Source organism: Neomelitea salexigens DSM 19753 (assembly GCF_000422345.1).
GTDB lineage: Bacteria > Pseudomonadota > Gammaproteobacteria > Pseudomonadales > Spongiibacteraceae > Spongiibacter > Spongiibacter marinus_A.
The window spans coordinates 104,182-125,976 of record NZ_AULP01000006.1; the positions used below are offsets into that span (position 1 = coordinate 104,182).

The 21,795-nt window shown below is 57.1% G+C and carries 23 protein-coding genes; 9 read left to right on the top strand and 14 right to left on the bottom strand.

Features of this window, described 5'->3' with window-relative positions:
- The first annotated feature begins 66 nt into the window (after positions 1–66).
- Genes H573_RS17850 through H573_RS0110660 form a run of 4 tightly spaced genes read left to right on the top strand, consistent with a single transcriptional unit; the run spans position 67 to position 3,160 of the window.
- Positions 67–1,107: an aminoglycoside phosphotransferase family protein gene (locus H573_RS17850; protein ID WP_036256520.1), complete on the top strand. Its 1,041-nt coding sequence runs from the start codon at positions 67–69 to the stop codon at positions 1,105–1,107.
- A gap of 5 nt (positions 1,108–1,112) precedes the next feature.
- Entirely contained in the window at positions 1,113–1,769 is a 657-nt protein-coding gene (gene murU, locus H573_RS0110650; RefSeq protein WP_307682347.1) for an N-acetylmuramate alpha-1-phosphate uridylyltransferase MurU, read from the top strand.
- A gap of 39 nt (positions 1,770–1,808) precedes the next feature.
- Positions 1,809–2,477, top strand: coding sequence for a ribulose-phosphate 3-epimerase (rpe, locus tag H573_RS0110655; RefSeq protein ID WP_027874261.1), 669 nt, complete (start codon positions 1,809–1,811; stop codon positions 2,475–2,477).
- Complete coding sequence (locus H573_RS0110660) at positions 2,474–3,160, top strand: phosphoglycolate phosphatase (RefSeq protein ID WP_051171208.1); 687 nt, start codon at positions 2,474–2,476, stop codon at positions 3,158–3,160. Before rpe ends, H573_RS0110660 begins: the two co-directional genes overlap by 4 nt.
- Here the strand turns inward: H573_RS0110660 and H573_RS0110665 are convergent.
- The 5 genes from H573_RS0110665 to H573_RS0110685 form a co-directional block, all read right to left on the bottom strand.
- Positions 3,157–3,747, bottom strand: coding sequence for a DUF488 domain-containing protein (locus H573_RS0110665; protein WP_027874263.1), 591 nt, complete (start codon positions 3,745–3,747; stop codon positions 3,157–3,159). The two genes, H573_RS0110660 and H573_RS0110665, sit on opposite strands and share 4 nt — an antisense overlap.
- Positions 3,748–3,792: 45 nt before the next feature.
- A complete protein-coding gene (locus H573_RS0110670; protein WP_027874264.1) occupies positions 3,793–5,187 on the bottom strand; it encodes an alkaline phosphatase PhoX in 1,395 nt (464 codons plus the stop codon).
- 227 nt (positions 5,188–5,414) lie between these two features.
- On the bottom strand, positions 5,415–6,080 hold the full coding sequence (locus tag H573_RS0110675; protein ID WP_027874265.1) for an anthranilate synthase component II: 666 nt from the start codon (positions 6,078–6,080) through the stop codon (positions 5,415–5,417).
- On the bottom strand, positions 6,077–7,480 hold the full coding sequence (locus H573_RS0110680) for an anthranilate synthase component I family protein (protein WP_027874266.1): 1,404 nt from the start codon (positions 7,478–7,480) through the stop codon (positions 6,077–6,079). The genes H573_RS0110675 and H573_RS0110680 overlap by 4 nt, the downstream gene beginning before the upstream one ends.
- 13 nt (positions 7,481–7,493) lie before the next feature.
- A complete protein-coding gene (locus H573_RS0110685) occupies positions 7,494–7,760 on the bottom strand; it encodes a Trp family transcriptional regulator (RefSeq protein ID WP_027874267.1) in 267 nt (88 codons plus the stop codon).
- Between the two features lie 139 nt (positions 7,761–7,899).
- Here H573_RS0110685 and H573_RS0110690 point away from each other — a divergent pair, with 139 nt between their 5' ends.
- The 3 genes from H573_RS0110690 to trpC are packed head-to-tail and all read left to right on the top strand — an operon-like array spanning position 7,900 to position 10,324.
- Positions 7,900–8,484: an anthranilate synthase component II gene (locus H573_RS0110690; protein ID WP_027874268.1), complete on the top strand. Its 585-nt coding sequence runs from the start codon at positions 7,900–7,902 to the stop codon at positions 8,482–8,484.
- 8 nt (positions 8,485–8,492) lie between these two features.
- Complete coding sequence (gene trpD / locus H573_RS0110695) at positions 8,493–9,530, top strand: anthranilate phosphoribosyltransferase (RefSeq protein ID WP_027874269.1); 1,038 nt, start codon at positions 8,493–8,495, stop codon at positions 9,528–9,530.
- Complete coding sequence (gene trpC / locus H573_RS0110700; protein ID WP_027874270.1) at positions 9,527–10,324, top strand: indole-3-glycerol phosphate synthase TrpC; 798 nt, start codon at positions 9,527–9,529, stop codon at positions 10,322–10,324. The genes trpD and trpC overlap by 4 nt, the downstream gene beginning before the upstream one ends.
- A gap of 33 nt (positions 10,325–10,357) precedes the next feature.
- On the opposite strand, the gene crp is transcribed toward trpC, so the two are convergent.
- A complete protein-coding gene (crp, locus tag H573_RS0110705; protein WP_027874271.1) occupies positions 10,358–10,996 on the bottom strand; it encodes a cAMP-activated global transcriptional regulator CRP in 639 nt (212 codons plus the stop codon).
- A 145-nt stretch (positions 10,997–11,141) separates the two neighbouring features.
- On the opposite strand from crp, the gene H573_RS0110710 reads away from it, so the two are divergent.
- Together H573_RS0110710 and H573_RS0110715 are read left to right on the top strand one after the other, a co-directional pair.
- Positions 11,142–11,564, top strand: a complete 423-nt coding sequence (locus H573_RS0110710; RefSeq protein WP_027874272.1) for an OsmC family protein — start codon at positions 11,142–11,144, stop codon at positions 11,562–11,564.
- A 5-nt stretch (positions 11,565–11,569) separates the two neighbouring features.
- Positions 11,570–11,971: a VOC family protein gene (locus H573_RS0110715; protein ID WP_027874273.1), complete on the top strand. Its 402-nt coding sequence runs from the start codon at positions 11,570–11,572 to the stop codon at positions 11,969–11,971.
- Between the two features lie 20 nt (positions 11,972–11,991).
- On the opposite strand, the gene coq7 is transcribed toward H573_RS0110715, so the two are convergent.
- From coq7 to prmA, 8 genes are all read right to left on the bottom strand, one after another.
- Complete coding sequence (gene coq7 / locus H573_RS0110720; protein WP_234701864.1) at positions 11,992–12,627, bottom strand: 2-polyprenyl-3-methyl-6-methoxy-1,4-benzoquinone monooxygenase; 636 nt, start codon at positions 12,625–12,627, stop codon at positions 11,992–11,994.
- A gap of 35 nt (positions 12,628–12,662) precedes the next feature.
- Complete coding sequence (locus H573_RS0110725; RefSeq protein WP_154653874.1) at positions 12,663–15,494, bottom strand: hybrid sensor histidine kinase/response regulator; 2,832 nt, start codon at positions 15,492–15,494, stop codon at positions 12,663–12,665.
- Positions 15,460–16,737, bottom strand: coding sequence for a phosphoribosylamine--glycine ligase (purD, locus tag H573_RS0110730; protein WP_027874276.1), 1,278 nt, complete (start codon positions 16,735–16,737; stop codon positions 15,460–15,462). The genes H573_RS0110725 and purD overlap by 35 nt, the downstream gene beginning before the upstream one ends.
- 154 nt (positions 16,738–16,891) lie before the next feature.
- Positions 16,892–18,472: a bifunctional phosphoribosylaminoimidazolecarboxamide formyltransferase/IMP cyclohydrolase gene (purH, locus tag H573_RS0110735; protein ID WP_027874277.1), complete on the bottom strand. Its 1,581-nt coding sequence runs from the start codon at positions 18,470–18,472 to the stop codon at positions 16,892–16,894.
- A 33-nt stretch (positions 18,473–18,505) separates the two neighbouring features.
- Positions 18,506–18,805, bottom strand: a complete 300-nt coding sequence (gene fis, locus H573_RS0110740) for a DNA-binding transcriptional regulator Fis (protein ID WP_027874278.1) — start codon at positions 18,803–18,805, stop codon at positions 18,506–18,508.
- The gene (gene dusB / locus H573_RS17855; RefSeq protein WP_234701865.1) at positions 18,802–19,785 is read right to left on the bottom strand and encodes a tRNA dihydrouridine synthase DusB; all 984 of its coding nucleotides are present in this window, start codon (positions 19,783–19,785) and stop codon (positions 18,802–18,804) included. Before dusB ends, fis begins: the two co-directional genes overlap by 4 nt.
- Before the next feature lie 111 nt (positions 19,786–19,896).
- Entirely contained in the window at positions 19,897–20,760 is an 864-nt protein-coding gene (locus H573_RS0110750; protein WP_027874279.1) for a zinc-ribbon and DUF3426 domain-containing protein, read from the bottom strand.
- A 74-nt stretch (positions 20,761–20,834) separates the two neighbouring features.
- Entirely contained in the window at positions 20,835–21,728 is an 894-nt protein-coding gene (prmA, locus tag H573_RS0110755) for a 50S ribosomal protein L11 methyltransferase (protein WP_027874280.1), read from the bottom strand.
- Between the last annotated feature and the right edge of the window lie 67 nt (positions 21,729–21,795).

Sequence of the window (21,795 nt, forward strand, 5' to 3'; positions counted from 1 at the left end):
AATAATAAAGCATTCTCTGCTAGGATGCCCGTTTCACAGCGATATTGACGAAAATTCTCGCCCTTGATGACAGCAGATAAGACACAGATAGCTGACGAGCTGAAACGTTGGAGCCTGCAGCAGCTAGGCCTACCCCCTGAAGAGCCCGCGACGCTGTCGGTGGTGTCGGGGGATGCGAGCTTCCGCTGTTACTACCGCCTGAGCTTGCCTGGCGACATGCATTTTATTGCCGTGCACGCGCCGCCAGAGAAAGAAGACAATCCGGCATTTATCGCGGTTCAGCAGCGTATGATGGCCGCCAACTTGCGGGTTCCTGGAATGCTGGGCTGGGATTTGGAGCGCGGTTTTCTCTTGCAGGAAGACTTTGGCGACCAGCTATTGTTGCCGTGCCTGGACTCCATAGATGCTGCCGATCGCTACTATCGCGAGGCCTTTACCTGCCTGCTAAATATGCAGTCGATGCCACTGGCCGACGGCGATCTGCCGGACTACGATCGCGCGCGCCTTCTGGAAGAGATGGCACTGTTTCCCCACTGGTTTGTCGAGCAATTGCTGGGCCACTCACTGAGCGATGCCGAATGGCAGATGCTGGCGCGTTTGTTTGATCGCCTTGCCGCGCGCGCCGAGGCGCAGCCGCAGGGCTTTGTCCATCGCGACTTTCACAGCCGCAATATTATGCTGTTGAACGATGGCGAGTTAGGGCTGATTGATTTTCAAGATGCGGTGCGCGGTCCACTCACCTATGACGTCATGTCCTTGCTGCGCGACTGCTACGTGCACTGGCCGCCGGCTTCTGTAAAAACCTGGTTGCTGGCGTACCGCCAACAATTGGTGGCGGCGGGGATCGCGGTGCCTGACGAAGACGCCTTTTTGTGGGACGCCGACTGGATGGGCTTGCAACGCCACATCAAGGTGTTGGGCATCTTTGCTCGCCTCAAATTACGGGACGGCAAGTCGGCGTACCTGGATGACCTTCCCCTGGTGATGGCTTATACCCTTAGCGTGGCGGAGCAATACGAGGACTGCCGCGAATTTGTCACGTGGTTTAGCGACACCCTGTTGCCGCTGGCGCGCCAGCAGTCGTGGTTCCGCGAGGTTATCTTGTGAAGGCAATGATCCTGGCCGCGGGGCTGGGGGAGCGAATGCGGCCGTTGACGGACCACTGCCCCAAGCCCTTGCTGACCGCCGCCGACAAACCGCTGATCGACTATCACTTAGAGAAACTGGCCGCCGCCGGCTTTGCCGATGTTGTGGTGAATAGTGCCTGGCTGTCTGAACAACTATGCGACTACCTCGGGCGCGGCGAGCGCTACGGTTTGCAGATCAGCCACTCAGTGGAAAGTGAGCCGCTGGAGACCGCCGGGGGTATCATTAACGCTTTACCGCTGTTGGGCTCGGAGCCTTTCTTGCTGATCAATGGTGACGTGTTCTGTGATGTCGACTTTGGGGATTTTTTGTCATGCCGGCCACAGAGTGCGGAGCTGCTAATGGTCGAGAATCCGCCCCATCATCCCGACGGCGACTTTTCCCTGAGTGCCGATGGCAAACTGAGTGAATCGGGCTCGCCGCGCTATACCTTTGCGGGAATCAGTGTCTGGCAGCCTGCGTGTTTTGCCGGGCTCGCGGCGGGTCGACGGCCGCTAAAGCCGATTATGCAAAATCTTATGTCACAGGGCAGCCTGCGAGGTAGGCTGCACAGCGGGCGCTGGTGGGATATTGGAACGCCGCAACGGCTCGCTGAACTGGATGCCTACCTGCGCTCTGCGTAAACTAGGACACGATATTTCCCTAAAGCTAATGGAATTTTTATGGCCGATTACTGGATAGCTCCTTCAATTCTCTCTGCTGATTTTGCCCGCCTGGGCGAAGAGGTCGACACGGTACTCGAGGCTGGCGCAGACGTCGTGCATTTCGATGTCATGGATAACCACTACGTCCCCAATCTGACTATCGGCCCGATGGTCTGCAAAGCCCTGCGCAATCACGGTATTAAGGCGCCGATTGATGTGCACCTGATGGTGTCTCCAGTGGATCGCTTGATCGGTGATTTTGCCGAGGCGGGCGCCAGTATTATCACCTTCCATCCGGATGCCTCCACCCACGTTGACCGGTCGCTGCAAATGATTCGCGATGCGGGCTGTAAAGCCGGCTTGGTGTTGAACCCGGCGGTAGGCCCAGAGGTATTGAAATACGTGATGGACAAGCTCGACATGGTGTTGCTGATGTCGGTGAACCCAGGGTTCGGTGGGCAGAAATTTATTCCCTCTACCCTGGATAAAGTTCGCGAAGTGCGGGCGCTAATCGACGCCAGTGGTCGCGACATTCGCCTTGAGGTAGACGGTGGAATTTCCGCTAAGAATATTGCCGAGATTGCTGCCGCAGGTGCCGATACATTCGTTGCGGGCTCGGCGATCTTTAATGCAGACGACTACACCGCAGTGATCGACAATATGCGCAGCGAGCTGGCCGGCGTATGAAGCTTCAGCAGTTGCTCGGCGAGGCGCCGCTGAAGGCTATTTTATTCGACCTCGATGGCACCTTGGTGGACTCGGTGCCCGATCTCGCTGCGGCAATGGATGCCGCCTTGATTCACTGTGGCTATCCCGGCGCAGGGGAAGAGCGGGTACGAACATGGGTGGGCAACGGCGCTGCCAAACTGGTCGAGCGCGCGCTCGATTGGGCGGAGGGTACATCCCAGCGCTCGGGGCCGCCAGTGCCGCACGGTGTTTTGTTAGATGCATTTTATCTGGCCTACGCCGAGGACAGCAGCTCCCGCAGTCAGCTGTTTCCGGGCGTGATAGCGGCGCTGGAATACTGGCAGCAAGCCGGTATCAAACTGGCGTGCGTCACGAATAAGCCCGAGCGTTTTACGCACCCAATTCTTGCGGAATTTGGTCTGCAGTCGTTACTGCCGGTGGTGGTGGGGGGCGATACACTTGCCGAGCGAAAGCCCGCCCCCGCGCCTTTGCTGCACGCCTGTGAGCGGTTGGGCGTAGCTGCTGGCAATACCGTAATGGTGGGCGATTCCTCTAACGATATAGACGCTGCCCACGCCGCTGGCATGCCCGCTGCCTGTGTTAGCTACGGCTATAACCACGGCGCCCCGATTGCCGAGGCTGGAGCCGATCTGTTGGTGGATGATTTTGGGTCGCTGCGTTAATTTTGCGGCTTGATATAGGCGTAGCGCCGGCACTGAGCCTGCCACGCCAATGATCGGCATTCACACGCTGGGGTGAGCATATCAGCCTGAATGCCGTTGAGCTCAATTAGCCTGTTTTCCAACTCATCCTCGCTCTCCAGTTCGCCGTCGTGGCTAAGGTGCAGGGTGTCCACAGTGTGCTGATGGAGAAGGTGGTGGCCAATTAACAGGCTGCGATGGCAGCTTGCCGGGTCTTTTTCTGCACACATCAGTGCAATCCGCAAAGGCTTGTTCAGGCCGTTAAATACTCGTTCGATACCGCGCTGGAAAAGCGCCGCTGTTTGCAGGCGGCTGAATTGCACCTGACCGTGCTCGTTGTAGTGCGCGGGGTCTTTTGAGCGCGGCCCCAGCTCCTCGCCCAAATAGACATAGGCAATGCCTGCCTCTCGCAAACGCTTTGCCAGTGGTTCGCGGTGGTAGTCATGGAAGGCGCGGCTGTAGGGAACAGAGCGAACATCGGCAATGGCATCAATGCGGTGTTGCTGCAGTTGGCGCAAAAATTCCTCTAGCGGTTTTGTTGCGTAGCCAATGGAGTAGAGGGCGTGCATAGCGTGCTCAAAGCCACCAGTTTACACGCCCACTTGGGCTTGGCTCTAGCGGAAGTTTTCCGGAATGGTCAGCTCGTAGGTTGTGCCAAACCACGGTATGCCGAAATTTACCGGGCCGCGTTGAGAGCTGAAGTACAGCCGGCTGCCGTCGGCGGTAAATGCCGGGCCAGTGAGTTCGCTTTTACCGCCGGGGACTTGCAGCAAAATCTTCGCATTGGCATTGGGGACCATTACCATCAAGCGCATCGCATCGCCATCTTCGGCGACGATAACGTCGCCGGCGGGGCTGACAACCAGGTTGTCGACATCGTCATAGGGGGTTTCGTCAACGGCGGTGAGCTGTTCGTTGTCGAACACCACTTCGATAAGATCGTTGTCGATATCCAAGGCATATACCCGGTTGTCGCCTTTACAGGCAAAGAACACCACAGCCCGCAAAGGGTGGCTACTGCCTGCAACGGTGCGACCGTCGGTAAAGCTTTGTATCCATATTCCCTCTCCGCCTTTGAAGACGGTTCCCGGTGCACCGGCGCCGGTTGATGCAATATCGGCGCGAACGTCAGCCTGGGGGCGTTCGGGAGATTGGACTTCCACCCATTTCACTTTGTGTAGCTGTCGTGCATCGCTGAGTGCGTCCTGATAACCGCCATTTTCGAAGCCCTCGATTTCCAGCACTTCGAGCAGGCCGTTATTCAGGTTGAGCCCCTGCCGCCCATTTATCGATGGGGCATCCCCTAAGGCGGTGTAGCAATAGAGCCGACCATCGCCGGCATCCTCGGTGAGATACACGGTGCGAGTGGGCAGGTCTACGGCCACTGCCTCATGGTTGAAAATCCCCAGCGCTGGCCGGGCCACGGCGCTGTCTGCATCGCCAAAGGGGTCGCATTCGTACACCAGGCCATCCCGGACTTCCTCGCAGGACAGCCAGGTTTGCCAGGGCGTGGCGCCGCCTGCGCAGTTGTTGCGGGTATCTTTGAGAATACGGTAGTTGTCGGTAATGCTGCCGTTGGCATCAAAGCGCAGAGCGCCCACCCCGCCGGGCGTGGACTCACTGTTGGATACGTAAACCCAGCCGCCGTCGTCGCTTTGGAATACCGCCCCGCCATCGGGGTTGCTGTGCCAGAGCGTGAAGTTGAGTGATGGCGAGAAGCCGGCGCGGGCCACGCGGCGTATGGAGAAGCCTTCGGGAATCAATATGTCGTCAACGTCAGAGGTGAATAAGTCGCCGATATTGGCTAGCGGGCCCGGTGACAGCGGCAGCTCGGTTGCCGGGGAAGCGGGGGGGTGTGGTGGCTGGGGCGTGTCGCCGTTATCTGGCGTGGTGTTGCTTGTGCCGCGACTCGAGCCTCCCCCGCACGCGGCGAGGCCAACGGCAGCGGCGCCGAGAAACATTGCGCGCAGCACGTCGCGGCGGTTCTTGATAAGGGGTGGCTGTGTCACCTGTCTACTCCTCTCACTGGCGCGTCTGCCTGGGGGCAGCAGGCCTTAGGCAAAGATTCACTAGGCCGCGAAAGGTAGAGCAAAACTGTGGCAGTTTAATGACACGGAGGGCGCGTTTGTGTCGCAGATAACGGCGTAGGTACTTTGCAGAAGGCGTGACAGGGTGGGGCTATTGAAGGGGCGGCTGAAGGGCCAATACTAGCCCGCAGCCGCCGTGCTCGCTTGGACTAGTGGTCGCCAAACAGAAAATTACGAATCAGCTCTTTGCCGCCCTCGGTCGCAAAGGACTCGGGGTGAAACTGGATGCCATGGATAGGGTGTTCGCGGTGCTGAACCCCCATAATTTCGAACTCACCGCCGCGCCGAACCTGGCTGGGGTCGCTAAAGGCATTGGGCGGGATGTCGCCGACTAGCGCAGTGACTTGCAGGCAATCGGGCAGAGACTCTGCCTCGGCGATCAGCGAATGGTAGCGCATGACTTCCAGTTGGTCCGGGACATTGGCAAACATGCCTTGGTCATTGTGGGTAATCGGGCTGATTTTGCCATGCATGGGCAGTGGCGCTTTGACCACCTTGCCGCCGAATACGTGGACGATGCCCTGCATGCCCAAGCAGACGCCAAGTAGGGGGGTGTGCTTGCCGAGCTCGGCGATCACCTGTGAGCACACGCCAAAGTAGTGTTCGTCATCCGGCGAGCCCGGGCCGGGTGAAACGATAATGCGGTCGGCATCGAGCTGGCGGATCTCGTCCAAACTTAATTCGTCGTTGCGTTTAACGACAATACTAAAGTCGACGAGCTGCCCGCGACTTTTTTCGCTGCTCAATATCTCGCCAATATATTGGTAGAGGTTGTAGGTGAAGGAATCGTAGTTATCAATGATGAGGACTTTCACGATTCGCCTCCTTTGCAGTCATCGACCATAAACTTATCCAGGACCTTTTTGGTGCCGGCAAACTTGCGCCGAATTTCCTCGTATTCATCGTCGGGGTTGGAGTCGTACACATTGCCGCCGCAGGTTTGCACATAAGCTTCTTCGCCATTGGCGAATACCGTTCGGATGGGGATGGCAAAGGTGCAGTCACCATTGAATGAAAAGTGCCCAACAGCGCCGCCATAGGGACCGCGTCCGTCGCCTTCCAGTTCGTTGATGATCCGCATAGCCTCGATTTTGGGGGCGCCGGTTAGCGTTCCCGCCGGGAAGTTGCTGGGCAGGGCCGAGAACATGTCTTCGCCCTCGGCGATAATGCCGACAATTTCGCTCGAAATATGCTGCACGTGGCTGAAGCGCTTAATGTCCATCAGACTGCGCACCTTCACCGTGCCAAACTGGGCCACACGACCAATATCATTGCGATGCAGGTCGACAATCATATTGTGCTCGGCGATTTCTTTGGGGTCGTTGAGCAGTGCACGGGCCAGTGCGGTATCCTCTTGTGGGTCGGCGCCGCGCCGGGTGGTGCCCGCCAGCGGGAAGGTTTCCATCTCGCCCTGGCGCAATCTAAACAACAACTCGGGACTGGCACCGATCAGTTTTTGCTCGCCGAATTTTACGTAGTACATCTGCGGCGAGGGGTTAATCTCACGCATTTCCTCGTAGATATTGATGGTGTCGCCTTCGAGGCGAAAGCGCTTTTTGAAACCCACCTCCGTCTGAAAAATCTTGCCGTCGATAATGTCCTGCTTCACCTTCATGACCGCGGCGCGGTGATCGTCGCGGCTCATGGTTTCGCCACAGGAGACTATTTTCAAGGGGCCGTTTACGACATCGTCTTCGGCGAGCAGGGCTTCAACATCATCCAGGCGGCTGTCGTGGTAGTAAAAATAAATGAGTTCCCCGGTCATCTTGTCGAGGATCAAGCCGTCTTTAAAGAGCCCAAATCGAAAGGCATCAAACAGCTCGCTACTCTGGATGCTGAGGCTGGGCTCAAAATAGTTCATCGCGTCGTAGCCGAGATAGCCGGTGAGGCCGCCGGCGTATTTCCGCGAAATAATGTCCTGCGGGACGATTTCCCGGAGCAGGGAGTAGGGGTTGTCGCTGGGGTAGTCGGCTTTGCTGCCGTCGCGCTCCTCAATAGTGAGCGTGTTGCCATTGGCGTAGAGCAGCTGCTCGGGGTCGAAACCGATAATGGAGTGGCGGGCCATATGGCTGTCCTCGCCGAGCGACTCCAGATAGAAGCAGTTGTCGTAGCGCTTCTCGATTTTCTTAAACAGTTTAAAAAAATCGCAGTCAGCGCTGATGGTAATGTAATGCGGCTTGCGGGGCAGGCGCAGTCGAGGGGGTAGTTGGCTCATAGGACGTCGGTGCTTAGCCTCGGGAGTGTTGTTTGCGGGCGCGTGAGCCACGGGTGACGGTGGCAATGCCAACACCCAGTTGCTCGGCGATTTGGCGCTGAGGTATTCCGGCATCGAGCAGCTTGAAAATTTGTAGCCGCTTGCTTACCTCGCTGAACTCCGACGGTGTGAGCAGATCGTTTAAGCGCTGATCTAACTCACTTTCGGATGTTGCGGCAAAGAGGTGTTCCAGCAGTTCCTGCCGATGACGGTCATCTTGTGTCTTGCGCGTCGTATTCATGTACTAGTACACTATCACAAAATGCTGTTGGGTCAAAGCATTCGGTCTAGGTGTTTTAGGTAGCGGCCTTGCGTACAATGCCCTGCTCAGTAGGCCCTGCCTACAGCCAATCACGAACTGTTTGAGGTGCGCTGCTGTTGTGGTGTTAATGATCGACAACTACGATTCCTTCACCTACAACTTGGTGCAATATCTCAGCGAGTTGGGGGCTGAGGTGGCAGTGTATCGCAATGATGAGTTGAGCATTGAGCGCCTGGCAGAAATGTCGCCGAGTCATCTGGTGATTTCTCCCGGGCCGTGTACGCCGAATGAGGCGGGCATTTCGATGGCGGCGATCCAACATTTTTCAGGGAAGTGCCCGGTGTTGGGCGTCTGCCTTGGGCACCAGAGTATCGCCCAGGTATTTGGTGCCAGGGTGGTGCGTGCGCGACAAGTCATGCACGGCAAAACCTCTGCGGTTTACCACCGCAGTGAAGGGGTTTTCTCAGACCTGAATATGCCGTTAGTTGCTACGCGATATCATTCTCTGGTGGTCGAAAAGCACAGCTTGCCGACTTGTCTGGAGATGACCGCGTGGACCGAGGACGGACTGGGGAATGTCGACGAAATTATGGGTTTGCGGCACCGCAGTATGGATGTAGAAGGGGTACAGTTTCACCCGGAGGCCATCCTGAGCGCACAGGGGCGTGAACTTTTGAACAATTTTTTGGAGCGCAAGGCATGAGTGAAAAAATGGACATTAAGGCGGCACTGGCGAGAGTGGTTAAACAGCTTGATCTGACCACGGATGAGATGGCTGATGTGATGCGCGCAGTGATGACCGGGCAGTGCAGCGATGCGCAGATTGGCGCCTTCCTGATGGGCTTGCGGATGAAAAGCGAAAGCCTCGACGAAATAGAAGGTGCTGCACGCGTGATGCGAGAGCTGGCGACGCCAGTCGATATCGAGGGAGTGGAGCACGCAGTCGATATTGTTGGCACCGGCGGTGACGGTGCCAACTTGTTCAACGTGTCGTCTGCCAGTAGTTTTGTGGTGGCTGCTGCCGGGGCGCATGTGGCTAAGCACGGTAACCGCTCTGTGTCGTCAAACAGTGGCAGTGCCGACCTGCTGGAGAAAGCGGGTATCGTGCTTGACCTGACACCCGAACAGGTCGCGCGCTGCATACGCGAAGTGGGGGTCGGCTTTATGTTTGCCGTAAACCATCACAGCGCGATGCGACACGCCATTGGCCCGCGCAAGGAACTGGCCCAGCGCACGATTTTTAATATTCTTGGCCCACTGACCAACCCGGCAGGAGTTAAGCGCTTGTTGCTGGGTGTGTTTAGCGCCGACTTGTGCCGCCCTCTAGCCGAGGTGATGGGGCGCTTGGGTGCTGAGCACGTAATGGTGGTGCACTCAGGCGACGGCCTGGATGAGATCAGTTTGGCAACGTCAACGCAGGTGGCGGAGCTGAAAAACGGTGAGATTCTCGAATACCGTCTACAGCCGGAAGATGTGGGTATTGCCAGCCAGAGCTTGATTGGTCTCGATGTGGACGACAGTGAAGCGTCGTTGGCATTGATCCGCAATGCGCTTGGCAAGCGGGATACTGCCGCTGCAGAGAAAGCCGCGGATATGATCGCGCTAAATGCGGGGGCGGCGCTGTATGTCGCCGGTGTTACCGGCGATTTGAAGGCGGGGGTGGCCCTCGCTGAAGATGTGATTCACGGCGGTCGAGCGCTGGAAAAAATGCAAGAGTTAGCGGCCTTCACACAGGGTATGACGCAATGACAACACCAACGGTTTTGAACCGTATCATTGATCGAAAATTTGAAGAAGTGGCCGAGCGCAGTGCGCGGCGCCCTATCAACCAGCTGCAAGCGGAGATAGCCAGCGCATCGCAGCCACGAGGTTTTGTTGCCGCCATGGAGGCGAAGTTAGCGGCGGGTCAGTCAGCGGTTATCGCAGAGATCAAAAAAGCGTCGCCCTCCAAAGGCGTGATCCGCGAAGACTTCCATCCGGCGGAAATTGCCCGAAGCTATGAACAGGGCGGCGCTGCCTGTTTGTCGGTGCTGACCGATGCCGATTTTTTTCAAGGTAGCGAGGCATATTTACAGCAGGCGCGTGAGGCTTGCTCGCTGCCGGTGATCCGCAAGGATTTTATTGTCGACCCTTATCAGGTATACGAAGCGCGGGCGATTGAAGCTGATTGTATCTTGCTAATAGCAGCCGCATTGGACGATGCGCAGCTTGCGCAGCTCAATGCCCTGGCCCACGAGTTGGGAATGGATGTGTTGATCGAGGTGCATAACGCTGAGGAACTTCAGCGTATTTTGCCGCTCGGTAACCGCCTGGTCGGCATCAATAACCGCAACCTGCACAATTTTGAGACCAGCCTGGACAATACTTTCTCGCTGCTGGCACAAATTGACGAGAACCGCATTGTGGTTACCGAGAGCGGTATTCACAGCGCTGACGATGTTGCGGCAATGCGCCAGCACAACGTCGATGCCTTTCTCGTTGGCGAGGCCTTTATGCGCGCGGCAGAGCCCGGGGAAAAATTAGCAGAACTGTTTGCTAAATAGGGGACTACGGGTCGGGGTATCGGCAGCCGCTGCTTAGCGGGTGCCGTACACCACCATCGTTTTGCCTTTTACGTGGACCAGCCCCTGTTCTTCCAGCGTTTTGAGTACGCGACCAACCATCTCACGGGAGCAGCCAACAATCCTGCCAATTTCCTGACGGGTAATTTTGATCTGCATACCATCCGGGTGAGTCATGGCATCTGGCTGTTTGCACAGGTCGAGGAGCGTTCGCGCGACGCGGCCAGTAACATCCAAAAAGGCCAGATCGCCAACTTTGCGAGTAGTGAGACGTAAACGTTTTGCCATTTGCTTGCCGAGGGCTAGCAGGATGTCCGGGTATTGATCCTGGAGTTCGCGAAACTTGCTGTAGCTAATCTCGGCAATCTCACAGTCGGTTCGGCTTTTTACCCAGGCGCTACGAGTAGGCGGGATGTCTTCGTCGAACACGCCCATTTCACCAAAGAAGTCGCCCTTGTTTAAATAGGCGACAATCATTTCACGGCCGTCGTCGTCTTCGATAATTACTGTCACCGAGCCGTCGATAATATAATAGAGCGCGTCGCTGTCGTCTCCAGCGTAGATCAGCGTGCTCTTGCTAGGGTGTCGGCGCCGATGGCAGTGCGCGAGAAAGTCGTCGAGATTTGGTATGTCGGGTTTCGGTGCCTGGAACACGGGCCACTCTCTTTTTTAGTTTGGTTATGGGCAAAGCGCTGTTTCATTCGCGTGTATTAGTATGCCGCGCTTTGCCGGCAATGGCGAGCCTGGATGCAGGTGCTGTGATAAGCTTAGCGGATTGACAAATTCTATCGGGGTAATGATGAAAGCAACGGTAAAGTGGGTTGACGGTGCAATGTTTTTGGGTGAATCCGGAAGCGGCCACAGTGTGGTTATGGATGGTCCAGAAGACCACGGCGGCCGTAATATGGGCGTTCGGCCTATGGAAATGTTGCTGCTGGGTATGGGTGGTTGCGCCTCATTCGATGTGATGAGTATGCTGAAGAAGTCGCGCCAGCAAGTGAAAGATTGCCGGTGCGAGCTGGTGGCCGAACGTGTGGATGCGGTGCCCGCCGTTTTTGAAAAAATACGCCTTCACTTTGTCGTTACCGGCTCTGCCTTGAAGGAGAGTCACGTGAAGCGCGCGGTTGAGCTGTCGGCTGAAAAATACTGTTCGGCGTCCATTATGATGGAAAAAGCCGGCGTGGTGATCGAGCATAGTCACGAGATTATTGAAGCGGAGTAGGATATATGCAGCGCCCCAATCCCCATGCGGGCATGCGCCACTTGGCGTTATTTGTAGAAAAGCTGGAGGAGACCGTACAGTTTTATACCGACCTGCTGGGTATGGCGGTCGAGTGGCAGCCCGACGAGGATAATTACTACCTTTGCTCGGGTAGCGATAACCTGGCCATTCACCGTTATCACGGTGCTGAGCGACCGGTTGCAGGTCAGCGCTTAGACCACTTGGGTTTTATCGTTCGGGAAGCTGACGATGTCGATGCCTGGCACGAGTTCCTCGTTGCGAATGGGGTTAGCATTAAAGCCGCACCGAGAACCCATCGAGATGGTGCGCGCAGCTTCTATTGCCTCGATCCCGATGGCAATCTTGTACAGATCATTCACCACCCACCTATCGCCAGCGCTGTATAGCGTCGCTGGCTGGCGCGCCTTTACACGTAGTAGGTCGTTCGGGTCATGACTTTTGAGAGAAGGGTCATGGCCTTCTTAACCGGTTTTGGAAAAACGCTACCGCCGGCTTCTATCGCTGCGGTGGCGTGAGCCGCTTCGTCTTCCAGCATTTGTTCCAAAATGGCTCGCGATTTTTCGTCGTCGTTGGGCAGGGAGTCCAAGTGGCTGCGCAAGTGCTCACATACCTGGTCCTCGGTGGCGGCAACAAACCCTAGGCTGATTTTGTCGCTAATCGCTCCCGCTGTCGCGCCGATAGCAAAGGAGCCGGCATAGAACAGGGGGTTGAGCAGGCTGGTGTGACTACCTAGCTCCTTCAGGCGTTGCTCACACCACGCTAGGTGATCAATTTCTTCGTCGGCGGCGTGGCTCATGGCTTGTTTAATATCGGGGCGCTTGGCTGTCAGCGCCTGCCCTTGGTACAAAGCTTGGGCACATACTTCGCCAGTGTGGTTGATGCGCATAAGGCCCGCTGTGTGACGAGCGTCCTGATGCTGGCTGTCGCGGCGGCCGCTGGCGGGGTTTTCGCGTTGCGGTGTGGCACTGCCGCGAACTAGGGTTTTCAGGCTGCGGTCTGCGCCAATCAGTAGTCGGTCCAAGGCGGAAAAGCTTCTGGTCATCATATCCTCCAATCTCGCCTTATTGTACGGCAAACTCAGTCTTTCTGATGCTGGTAGCCCGTCCAGCGCTGTATCGACTCGGCCAGCTCCCACAGGCGGATCGGTTTCACCAAGTGAAGGTCCATGCCGGCGTTGAGGTAGCTGTCGCGCTGCTCGTCCAGAGCGTTTGCCGTCAGCCCGAAAATCGGTGTGCGCTCGCGCTCCTCTTCCTGTTCAAATTGCCGAATTTGGCGCGCCGCTTCAATGCCGTCCATCACCGGCATTTCCACATCGAGTATAACTAAGTCGTAGTGGTCGCGAATAAAAAAGTTCAGGGCTTGCTGGCCGTTTTCCGCATGTTGAACAGTGATTCCCAGGCTTTTGAGCATGCGCGACAGCACCAGCGCGTTACTGGGGTTGTCCTCGGCGATCAGACAGCGCAGAGAATGATAATTCAAGGCGTCGCTGCTGTATTGATCTATGTCGTGACCGCGCTCGGCAACACGCGATTCGCCCAGTAGTGCGCTGCGCAGGGCAATATTGCCCAGCGGTTTACTCAGTACCCGCTGCACCCCTGCCGCTTGCAGCTCTTCTCTGCTATACGAAATATTCGCATGGGCAAGCAGTAGCACGCTGGGTTGATGGTCGGCGTTGGCGAATTCTTCTTTTACCCGGCGTGCCAGCAGCAGGCCGTTATCGCTTTGTCGGTGGTCGATCAATACAAAATCGACGGGGGCATTGATCAGGCGTTGGTTGCGCATGATGGCCAGCGCAGCCTGCTCATTGGTGGCGGAGAAGACACCCACCCCCCAAGGCGAGCATTGTTTATTGACCACCTCGCAAAAGGTGCGGTTGCTGTCCACCACCAGAAGGCGTTTATTGTTCAGCAGGTCGGTTGCTTCGGGGCTTGGCAGCTTATTGCTGATCACTCCCAGTTGCAGTGTCATACACAGGGTGTGTACGTCGCGACTGGCACTGCTACGCAAGCTAATTTGCCCGCCCATGAGGCTGACGAGACGAGCGATAATGGCAAATCGCGTGCTCATTGCGCTGTCTTTTTTATCAACCTTGGGGCGCTGAAGCGCCTGCCGCTCATCGCCAGTGAAATTGCTGCCACGGTGGGAGACTTCCACCTGAAGGTGGCCGGGGCGAGGGGAGGCCGGGCCAATTTTTAACAGGATAAAGCTGCCTTCGGCGTGTTCGAAGGCGCTGTTCAGGCTGTGAATAAGCAATTGGCGCAGCCGCGACAGGTCCCCAAGCAGCTGCATTGGCAGGGTGTTTGATAAGTCGCTGATCAACTCCAGGTCGCGTTCTGCAGCCATGTTTCGGAAACTGGACAGGGCGTCGCTGACCAATTCAGGTAGTGCGATGAGTTGGCTGTTGAGGTCGATATCGCTGTCGCTAAATCGTGCGGCTTGCCCCGCTTCTTCGAGCAGCTGCAGTAACTCATGGCTGGAGCGTTGCAGGCTGCGCAAATAATCTTCCTGGCTGGCGGTCAGTTGGGTCTCTTGAAGCAGTTCTGTCACGCCCAGCATTGCGCTGATGGGGGTGCGGATATCGTGCGTGATGCGCGCCAGCACTTCATTTTTTGCACGGTTTACCTCATCGACCACGGCGATGCGCTGAGCATCCTTGTGCTGCATGCGCCAGCGCTTACGGGTGCGGGTAATGAGCAGTATGGCGTGAGCGAGAGCAACGATCACAGCGGCCAGCGAGAGCAGGGCATTCATGTCGTAGATATCGAGAACGCCAAGCAAGTAGCTGAGGTGGGCCAACAGATAAATGACCAGGGTGAGACTTTTACCTAGCAGGTAAAACAACAGGAGCTGGCTGTAGCTGATAAAGTAGCCATTCAAGCCCGCAAACAGCGTCGACGCGGCGGTGAGTGGCACCAAAATGCTCAACAGAATGCCGCTGTAGTGGGCGTCGGTGATAATGCTGAAGGGCAGCGCTGCGACGAGCAGGAAAAGGATTCCGCGCAAGATGTTTGGCCAATGGCCTGGACGCTGCTTGGGGTACACGGGGAAGCCTAGCGCAAAGATCACTTCGGTCAGCAAGATGCCGATCGCTGAAATGAACATAATTGGGCTGTCCCAGGGGGGCAGCATACCGCGGGGTTGGCCAAGGTAGCCCCAGGCCATTAGCTGCGAGCCCATCACCAAGACGCCAAATATGCACAAATTGGCAAATAGCGGTTCCCTGTATACCAGGAAGGCAACCAGGCAGTAGATGCTGACGGTGCTGAGCACGCCAAGCAGAAAGAAATTCCCAATATCGCGTTGGCTGCTTTCTGAAATAAACGCGATATCGCTAAAGAGTTTGGCAGACACTCGGATATCGGCGTGCTTGTCGATGCGCACATAAATATTGGTAGCGCTGCCGGCGGGCAGGTTTAAGCGGTAGATTCGCTGGGGTCGCAGCATATCTTGCGGAGGGAAAACCGTGGCCCGCTCTTCGGCGGGCGTGCCGCTGCGATGGGCGTAGACGGTTACCTCGCCCAAATGCGCCGGGCGCAATTCCAGTATGCGGCGCAGGGTTTCGTTGTGGGTGTTGCGAAAGCGAAACAGCAGCCAGTAGGTTTGGGTGCTGCCATCGAGCATTAAATCGCCATTTTCAAGTGGCCGAAAGCTGCGCTGAAAGGTCGGCTGAAGCAGGTCGTCGATGGACAACTGACCGCTGCGATCCTCGTATATTTCGCCGGATTGACTGATGTCGACCCGCGCCACGGCCGGATCCAGGATGACGGCGGCGTGGCCAATGTGGCTTGTGGCAAGAAACAGTAGCAGGCTGCTGAGCAGCAGCCTCAAATCAAGGCGTATCGCGATGGGCATCCTGCACATAATCAACTGACCGCTATTCCCGAGCGATGGCGCGATAGGCGATGTCACTGCGGAAGAATACACCTTGCCAGTCGATCTGTTTGGCGACGTCGTAGGCCAGTGCCTGGGCTTCGCTAACGCTATTGCCCATGGCGGTAGCGCACAGTACTCGCCCGCCGTTGGTTGTCAGCTTGTCGCCGTCTAATTGCGTGCCGGCGTGGAAGACCTTGGTGCTGCCGGTTTCTGTGGGGATGCCGGTAATTTCATCGCCCTTGTTGTAGCTGCCGGGGTAGCCGCCGGCGGCGAGTACAACACCGACAGCAGGGCGTGGGTCCCATTGCGCCTCAGCATTGGCCAGCGTGCCACCGAGCGCCGCCTGACACAGGGCGACAAGGTCAGACTGCAAGCGCAGCATGATGGGTTGTGTTTCTGGGTCGCCAAACCGGCAGTTGTATTCAATAACTTTTGGTTCACCCTCGGGGCTGATCATCAAACCGGCATACAGAAAGCCCGTGTAGCGGTTGCCTTCTTCTGCCATGCCGCGAACGGTTGGCATAATAACCTGTTCCATAATGCGCTGATGAACCTCTGGCGTTACCACTGGCGCGGGTGAGTAAGCGCCCATGCCACCGGTGTTAGGGCCGGTGTCGCCATCGCCAACACGTTTGTGATCCTGGCTTGTTGCCATCGGCAAAACGTCTTCACCGTCGACCATCACGATGAAGCTGGCCTCTTCGCCGACTAAGAATTCTTCAATCACTACGCGGCAGCCAGCGTCGCCGAATGCGTTGCCGGACAGCATGTCGCGCACGGCCTCTTCAGCGTGTTCCAGTGTCTCTGCAACAATAACGCCTTTGCCCGCCGCCAGGCCGTCGGCCTTTACGACAATCGGTGCGCCTTGCTCGCGAAGGTAGGCAAGCGCTGGCTCGAGTTCGGTGAAGTTGCCATAGGCCGCAGTGGGGATGTTGTGTCGGGCAAGGAAGTCCTTGGTAAAGGCTTTGGAGCCTTCCAGTTGTGCAGCGCCCTGACTGGGGCCAAAGCATGGCAGGCCGCGTTTGGCGAAGAAATCCACCACACCGTCAACCAATGGCGCTTCGGGGCCGACGATGGTCAGCGCGATATCGTTGCTCTCGGCAAAGTTTGCCAGTGCTTCGAAATCACCTACGCCTATCTCGACATTTTCTATGCCCTGGTCCAGCGCAGTGCCGGCGTTGCCTGGTGCGACATAAACGGTTTCAACATTGGCAGACTGGGCCGCCTTCCAAGCCAGAGCATGCTCACGGCCACCGGAGCCAATAATCAATACGTTCATTTCAACTGCGTCCTATTTCTCTACGGCCATCACGGCTGCGTGATTTAGCTAAACGGCCTTGAGCAATGGTTGCTTCAAGGCCGAAGAAATTATCTTTTTTCTATCGATTCGGTGCTGGCGTCGCCGGCAGACAGCTGCCGGCGATATTTCAGCGTTAGTGGCGGAAGTGGCGCATGCCAGTGAATACCATTGCCATGTTGTGCTCATCGGCGGCGGCAATGACTTCTTCGTCACGAATTGAACCGCCCGGCTGAATGATGCAGCTAATGCCAACTTTCGCCGCATTGTCGATGCCATCGCGGAAGGGGAAGAAGGCGTCGGATGCCATCACGGCGCCCTCAACTTGCAGGCCCGCGTGCTCGGCCTTAATAGCGGCGATGCGCGCGGAGTTCACTCGGCTCATCTGCCCGGCGCCGACACCGATCGTCTGGCGATTTTTGGCGTAGACAATCGCGTTCGACTTGACGAATTTGGCGACTTTCCAGGCGAAGATCAAATCGTTGATCTCGTCTTCACTGGGCTGGCGCTTGCTCACCACTTTCAGCTCACCGGCAGTAATCATGCCGAGGTCGCGGTCTTGTACCAGCAGGCCGCCGTTGACGCGTTTATAGTCAAAGGCAGCTTGTGGGCTATCCCACTCTCCGCAGCTCAGCAGGCGCACGTTTTTCTTGGCGGCCACAACGGCGCGCGCGTCTTCGCTGACGCTTGGGGCGATAATCACTTCGACGAACTGGCGCTCGCAAATGGCTTGCGCCGTAGCGGCATCGAGCTCGCGGTTAAAGGCGATAATGCCGCCAAAGGCCGATTCAGGGTCGGTGGCGAAGGCCAGGTCATAGGCTTCGCCAATCCCGTTGAGCGACACCGAGACACCACAGGGGTTGGCGTGTTTAACAATCACGCAGGCGGGCTTGGTAAAGCTCTTCACACACTCAAGTGCGGCATCGGTGTCGGCAATATTGTTGTATGACAGCTCCTTGCCCTGCAGCTGCGTGGCGGTGGCAATGCAGGCTTCGCTGGGGTGGCGCTCAACATAAAACGCTGAGTCTTGATGGGGGTTTTCGCCGTAGCGCATTTCCTGGGCTTTAACGAACTGGCTGTTAAAGGTACGAGGGAATTTGTCGCTGCCGCCGGGAACGAGTCTGCCGAAGTAATTGGCGATGGCGCCGTCGTACGATGCCGTATGCTCGTAGGCTTTGATGGCGAGGTCGAAACGGGTGCTGTGCATGGTTGCTCCGTCGTTGGCACGCATTTCCTCGATAATGGCGTCATAGTCGCCCGCGTTTACCACAATGGCAACGTCGCGGTGGTTCTTCGCCGCTGCGCGAACCATGGTCGGGCCGCCGATATCGATATTCTCGATCGCATCTTCCAGGCTGCAATCTGGCTTGGCAACGGTGGCTTCAAAGGGGTAGAGGTTAACAACTACCATATCGATAGCGTCAATGCCGTGTTCGCTCATAACAGCATCGTCGGTGCCACGGCGGCCGAGAATGCCGCCGTGAACTTTCGGGTGGAGGGTTTTCACCCGACCATCCATCATTTCAGGAAAGCCCGTGTAGTCCGCAACTTCCGTGACGCTAATGCCGTTGTCTTGCAGTAGGCGGTAGGTGCCTCCGGTGGAGAGGAGTTCTACCCCCATCTCGGTAAGCTGGCGGCCAAAATCGACGATGCCAGATTTGTCGGATACGCTGATTAGCGCGCGTTTAACGGGGCGTGAAGTCGTCTCGGTAGTCATCCGGGCGGTGTTCCTCTGGGTGCGATGGCGGGTTTATAGCAGGTCGTATTGTTTCAATTTTTTGCGCAGCGTACCGCGGTTGAGACCGAGCATTTGCGAAGCGCGGGTTTGGTTGTTGCGGGTGTACTTCATTACCTCTTCGAGCAGTGGCGCTTCTATCTCAGACAACACCATATTGTAGACGTCGCTGACATCTTGGCCGTCGAGGTTTGAGAAGTAATTGTTCAGGGCGATAGCGACACTGTCGCGCAGAGTTTTGGCTTGCGAAATATCATCGGCCGGAGCGGTGCTGACTGGGCTGCTCTCGGCAGCGCTTAATGGGCTGAGGTTCATGCTGCTGCATCCTGTAATTTGTCGCTGTGCTGTTCAAAAAAGCTCTGTACAGCATCTAGTTGTGCACTCGCGTCTTCCAGGCGGTTGAAGTGGCGCCTGAAATCCACGTTGTTAAAGCCCTGCAAATACCACGCGCAGTGTTTGCGCGCGATGCGCAGGCCCTGATGTTCACCGTAAAAGTGATGTAATGCTTTGATATGCGAGAGCATGACCTCGCGCATTTCCGCAGTTTGAACGGGAGTGTATTCACCCCCTTCCAATGCTGCATTGATCTCCCGGAACAGCCAGGGTTTGCCCTGAACAGCGCGTCCCAGCATGACGCCGTCGGCGCCGGTATGCTGTAGGACCGCGAGTGCCTTTTCAGGGCTGTCGATATCGCCATTGGCCAGTACTGGCATTGATACGGCCTGCTTGATCGCCGCTATCGTGTCGTACTCGGCATTGCCGTTGAAGCGGCAGGCGCGCGTGCGGCCATGTACGGCCAGCGCAGCAATGCCACAGTCTTCTGCCAGGCGGGCTATATCGACGCCATTGCGTTGCTCGGGCGACCAGCCAGTGCGAATCTTCAACGTTACCGGTACCGAGACAGCAGCGGTGACTTCGCGAAGAATCGCCTCGACAAGTTCGGGTTCGCGTAGCAGGGCGGATCCCGCCGCGCGTTTGCAAACTTTCTTTGCCGGGCAGCCCATATTGATATCGATAATATGGGCGCCATCGTCCGCACAGCGACGTGCGGCGTCAGCCATCATGGCCGGCTCGGCGCCGGCGATTTGAACCGAGCGCAGAGCATCGTCGTCCTTAGCGAGGCGCAGGTGGCTTTTGCGTGTGTGCCACAAGTCGCTATTGCTAATCAGCATTTCCGATACGGTCAAGCCGGCGCCAAACTGCAGACACAGTTGCCGGAAGGGGAGGTCGGTAATGCCCGCCATCGGCGCCAAAACAGCGCGAGCGGGGAGCTTGTGAGGACCAATCCGGATCATCGCCATGCCCCGTTAAAGGAGAGACCGTGGGAAAACAGGGCAGCTATTCTACTCGCTAGATTTTGCTTTCGGTAGTCTTGCGCTCAGAAAATAACCAGTGTAACGACCCCGCTAAGGTCGACTGAAAAGGCGGAGTTCGTAGTTGACTGCATCGGCCGCCGGGGCGGCGATTTCCAAGGCAATATGCACGGGCTGGCCGCTTTCGAGCTGGGACAGGGCGTTCAGCTCGCCGGCCAGGTACTCGCTTGGATAGAACAGGCGGCTGGCTAACTCAATACCGTGAATATTACTGAAACGCAGTTGTAGCAGGGGGAAGTCGCGTGCGCCATCTGCCTTGTTGAGCAGAATGGCATCTACCTTGAAGGCATCGGCAACGTCGGGGTGGGGGCGAACAAGGAGCTTTTGGCTAATAATGTCGCGACTTGGCTGCGGTCCGGGTGTAGGTTGATTTGGCAGGCAGGTCAGCGCCAGCTGTGCACACTGGGATAACGCAAACGCTTTAATCTCTGGTGGCAGGTTTGGGTGGCTGAGTAAGTAGCTCCTTTGCCAGTACGTCCACTGAGCCAGTAGGGCTATCAGCGCCAGGCTATTTACTAGTAGCCAAGGCCAGCGACGTCGCGCTCGCGGTTGATGAAATTCAAAGCCGTGGTCGTTGGTGGACAAGCCTTCAAGCAGTTCGGGGCCGAGCTGCTTGTCGCTGCCAGCTGCGGTGGTTTCGTCCGAATTGTTTGAGTCCGGTTCGGGTGAGTCTTTTGCGGGTGCGGGGCTGGTCGTCGGCGCCACTAGCGCGTCAAAGGCCTCGCGCTGAGCGGGGGTTAGCTGCTCGGTGGCATTGAACACGTGTTGGCAGACGCCGCAGCGAAGCAGGCCATTGGCGATGGCAAGGTCGGAAAATTGACAGCGAAAGCGGGTGTCGCAGGCTGGGCAACACACGCTGTCGAGCAAGTTGTCGTTTGCGTTATGGGCGTCTGGCATATCTGTGGTGCCGGGGCTGGGCAGTCCTCACTGCGATTCGTGGAGCAGAGTATAGGGGCTGTCTTCAGTCGATGCTACTTGGCCGGCTCGCTGTTGCGCTTGCCGCTGATACGGAGCCATTCTTCCCGCTGTTCGCTAGCCAGGCCGACAAACCAGCGCTGGTAGCATTGCTTAATCGTGTCGCCTTGGCTGTCCAGTATGCCCGACAGGCAAATGGGCGCGCCAGGGTCCAGGCAGCCGGCAAGGGTCGGCGCCAACTCCATCAGCGGCCCGGCTAAAATATTGGCGAGCAACACGTCGCCGTGAAGGCCCGGTGGAACCTCCTCGGGGAGATAACACGCCAGTTTGTCGGGGTCGATATTATTGCGCGTGGCATTTTCGCTGGTGGCCTGCAGCGCTTGTGGATCGGTGTCGACGGCAATCAGTTTTTCTGCGCCCAGTAGCAGCGCGGCAATCCCGAGAATACCTGAGCCGCAGCCGTAGTCGACGACGGTTTTGCCGGTCAGGGGTTGGCTGTCTAGCCAGGCGAGGCACAGCCAGGTCGTCGGGTGGGTGCCGGTTCCGAAAGCCAGGCCGGGGTCCAGCAGTATATTTACTGCCGTTGGATCGACGGGTTCGCGCCAACTTGGGCAAATCCATAGTTGCTTGCCGCATTGAAGTGGTTGGTAGCTGTCCATCCACTCGCGAATCCAGTCTCGATCTTCAAGAATCTCGATGCGATGCTTGGGGAGCTCGCCTACGAGAGCGTTCAATTGTGCCAGGACCGTGACCATGTCTGTGTCGGCTTGGAACATACCGGTGACGCGGGTGTGCTGCCAGATTGGGGTGTGGCCGATGGGAGGCTCAAAAAGCGGTTGATCGGCATTGTCTTCAAGGGTCACCGATGCGGCGCCGCAGTCCAGTAGGGCATCCTCAAGGGCAGAGGCGGAGTCGGGGTTGGCGTCGAGGCGGATCTGTAGCCAGCTCATGTCAGGTCTCGGTAGCAAAAATAAAAAAGGGGCCTGTTGGCCCCTTGTCGGTGTCAATGAAAACCGG

Coding starts and splice junctions, on each gene's coding strand:
- H573_RS17850 (WP_036256520.1), top strand. CDS start 67: ATGACAGCAGATAAGACACAGATAGCTGACGAGCTGAAACGTTGGAGC.
- murU (WP_307682347.1), top strand. CDS start 1,113: ATGATCCTGGCCGCGGGGCTGGGGGAGCGAATGCGGCCGTTGACGGAC.
- rpe (WP_027874261.1), top strand. CDS start 1,809: ATGGCCGATTACTGGATAGCTCCTTCAATTCTCTCTGCTGATTTTGCC.
- H573_RS0110660 (WP_051171208.1), top strand. CDS start 2,474: ATGAAGCTTCAGCAGTTGCTCGGCGAGGCGCCGCTGAAGGCTATTTTA.
- H573_RS0110665 (WP_027874263.1), bottom strand. CDS start 3,747: ATGCACGCCCTCTACTCCATTGGCTACGCAACAAAACCGCTAGAGGAA.
- H573_RS0110680 (WP_027874266.1), bottom strand. CDS start 7,480: ATGAGCCAACTACCCCCTCGACTGCGCCTGCCCCGCAAGCCGCATTAC.
- H573_RS0110685 (WP_027874267.1), bottom strand. CDS start 7,760: ATGAATACGACGCGCAAGACACAAGATGACCGTCATCGGCAGGAACTG.
- trpD (WP_027874269.1), top strand. CDS start 8,493: ATGGACATTAAGGCGGCACTGGCGAGAGTGGTTAAACAGCTTGATCTG.
- trpC (WP_027874270.1), top strand. CDS start 9,527: ATGACAACACCAACGGTTTTGAACCGTATCATTGATCGAAAATTTGAA.
- H573_RS0110710 (WP_027874272.1), top strand. CDS start 11,142: ATGAAAGCAACGGTAAAGTGGGTTGACGGTGCAATGTTTTTGGGTGAA.
- H573_RS0110715 (WP_027874273.1), top strand. CDS start 11,570: ATGCAGCGCCCCAATCCCCATGCGGGCATGCGCCACTTGGCGTTATTT.
- coq7 (WP_234701864.1), bottom strand. CDS start 12,627: ATGACCAGAAGCTTTTCCGCCTTGGACCGACTACTGATTGGCGCAGAC.
- purD (WP_027874276.1), bottom strand. CDS start 16,737: ATGAACGTATTGATTATTGGCTCCGGTGGCCGTGAGCATGCTCTGGCT.
- purH (WP_027874277.1), bottom strand. CDS start 18,472: ATGACTACCGAGACGACTTCACGCCCCGTTAAACGCGCGCTAATCAGC.
- fis (WP_027874278.1), bottom strand. CDS start 18,805: ATGAACCTCAGCCCATTAAGCGCTGCCGAGAGCAGCCCAGTCAGCACC.
- dusB (WP_234701865.1), bottom strand. CDS start 19,785: ATGATCCGGATTGGTCCTCACAAGCTCCCCGCTCGCGCTGTTTTGGCG.
- H573_RS0110750 (WP_027874279.1), bottom strand. CDS start 20,760: ATGCCAGACGCCCATAACGCAAACGACAACTTGCTCGACAGCGTGTGT.
- prmA (WP_027874280.1), bottom strand. CDS start 21,728: ATGAGCTGGCTACAGATCCGCCTCGACGCCAACCCCGACTCCGCCTCT.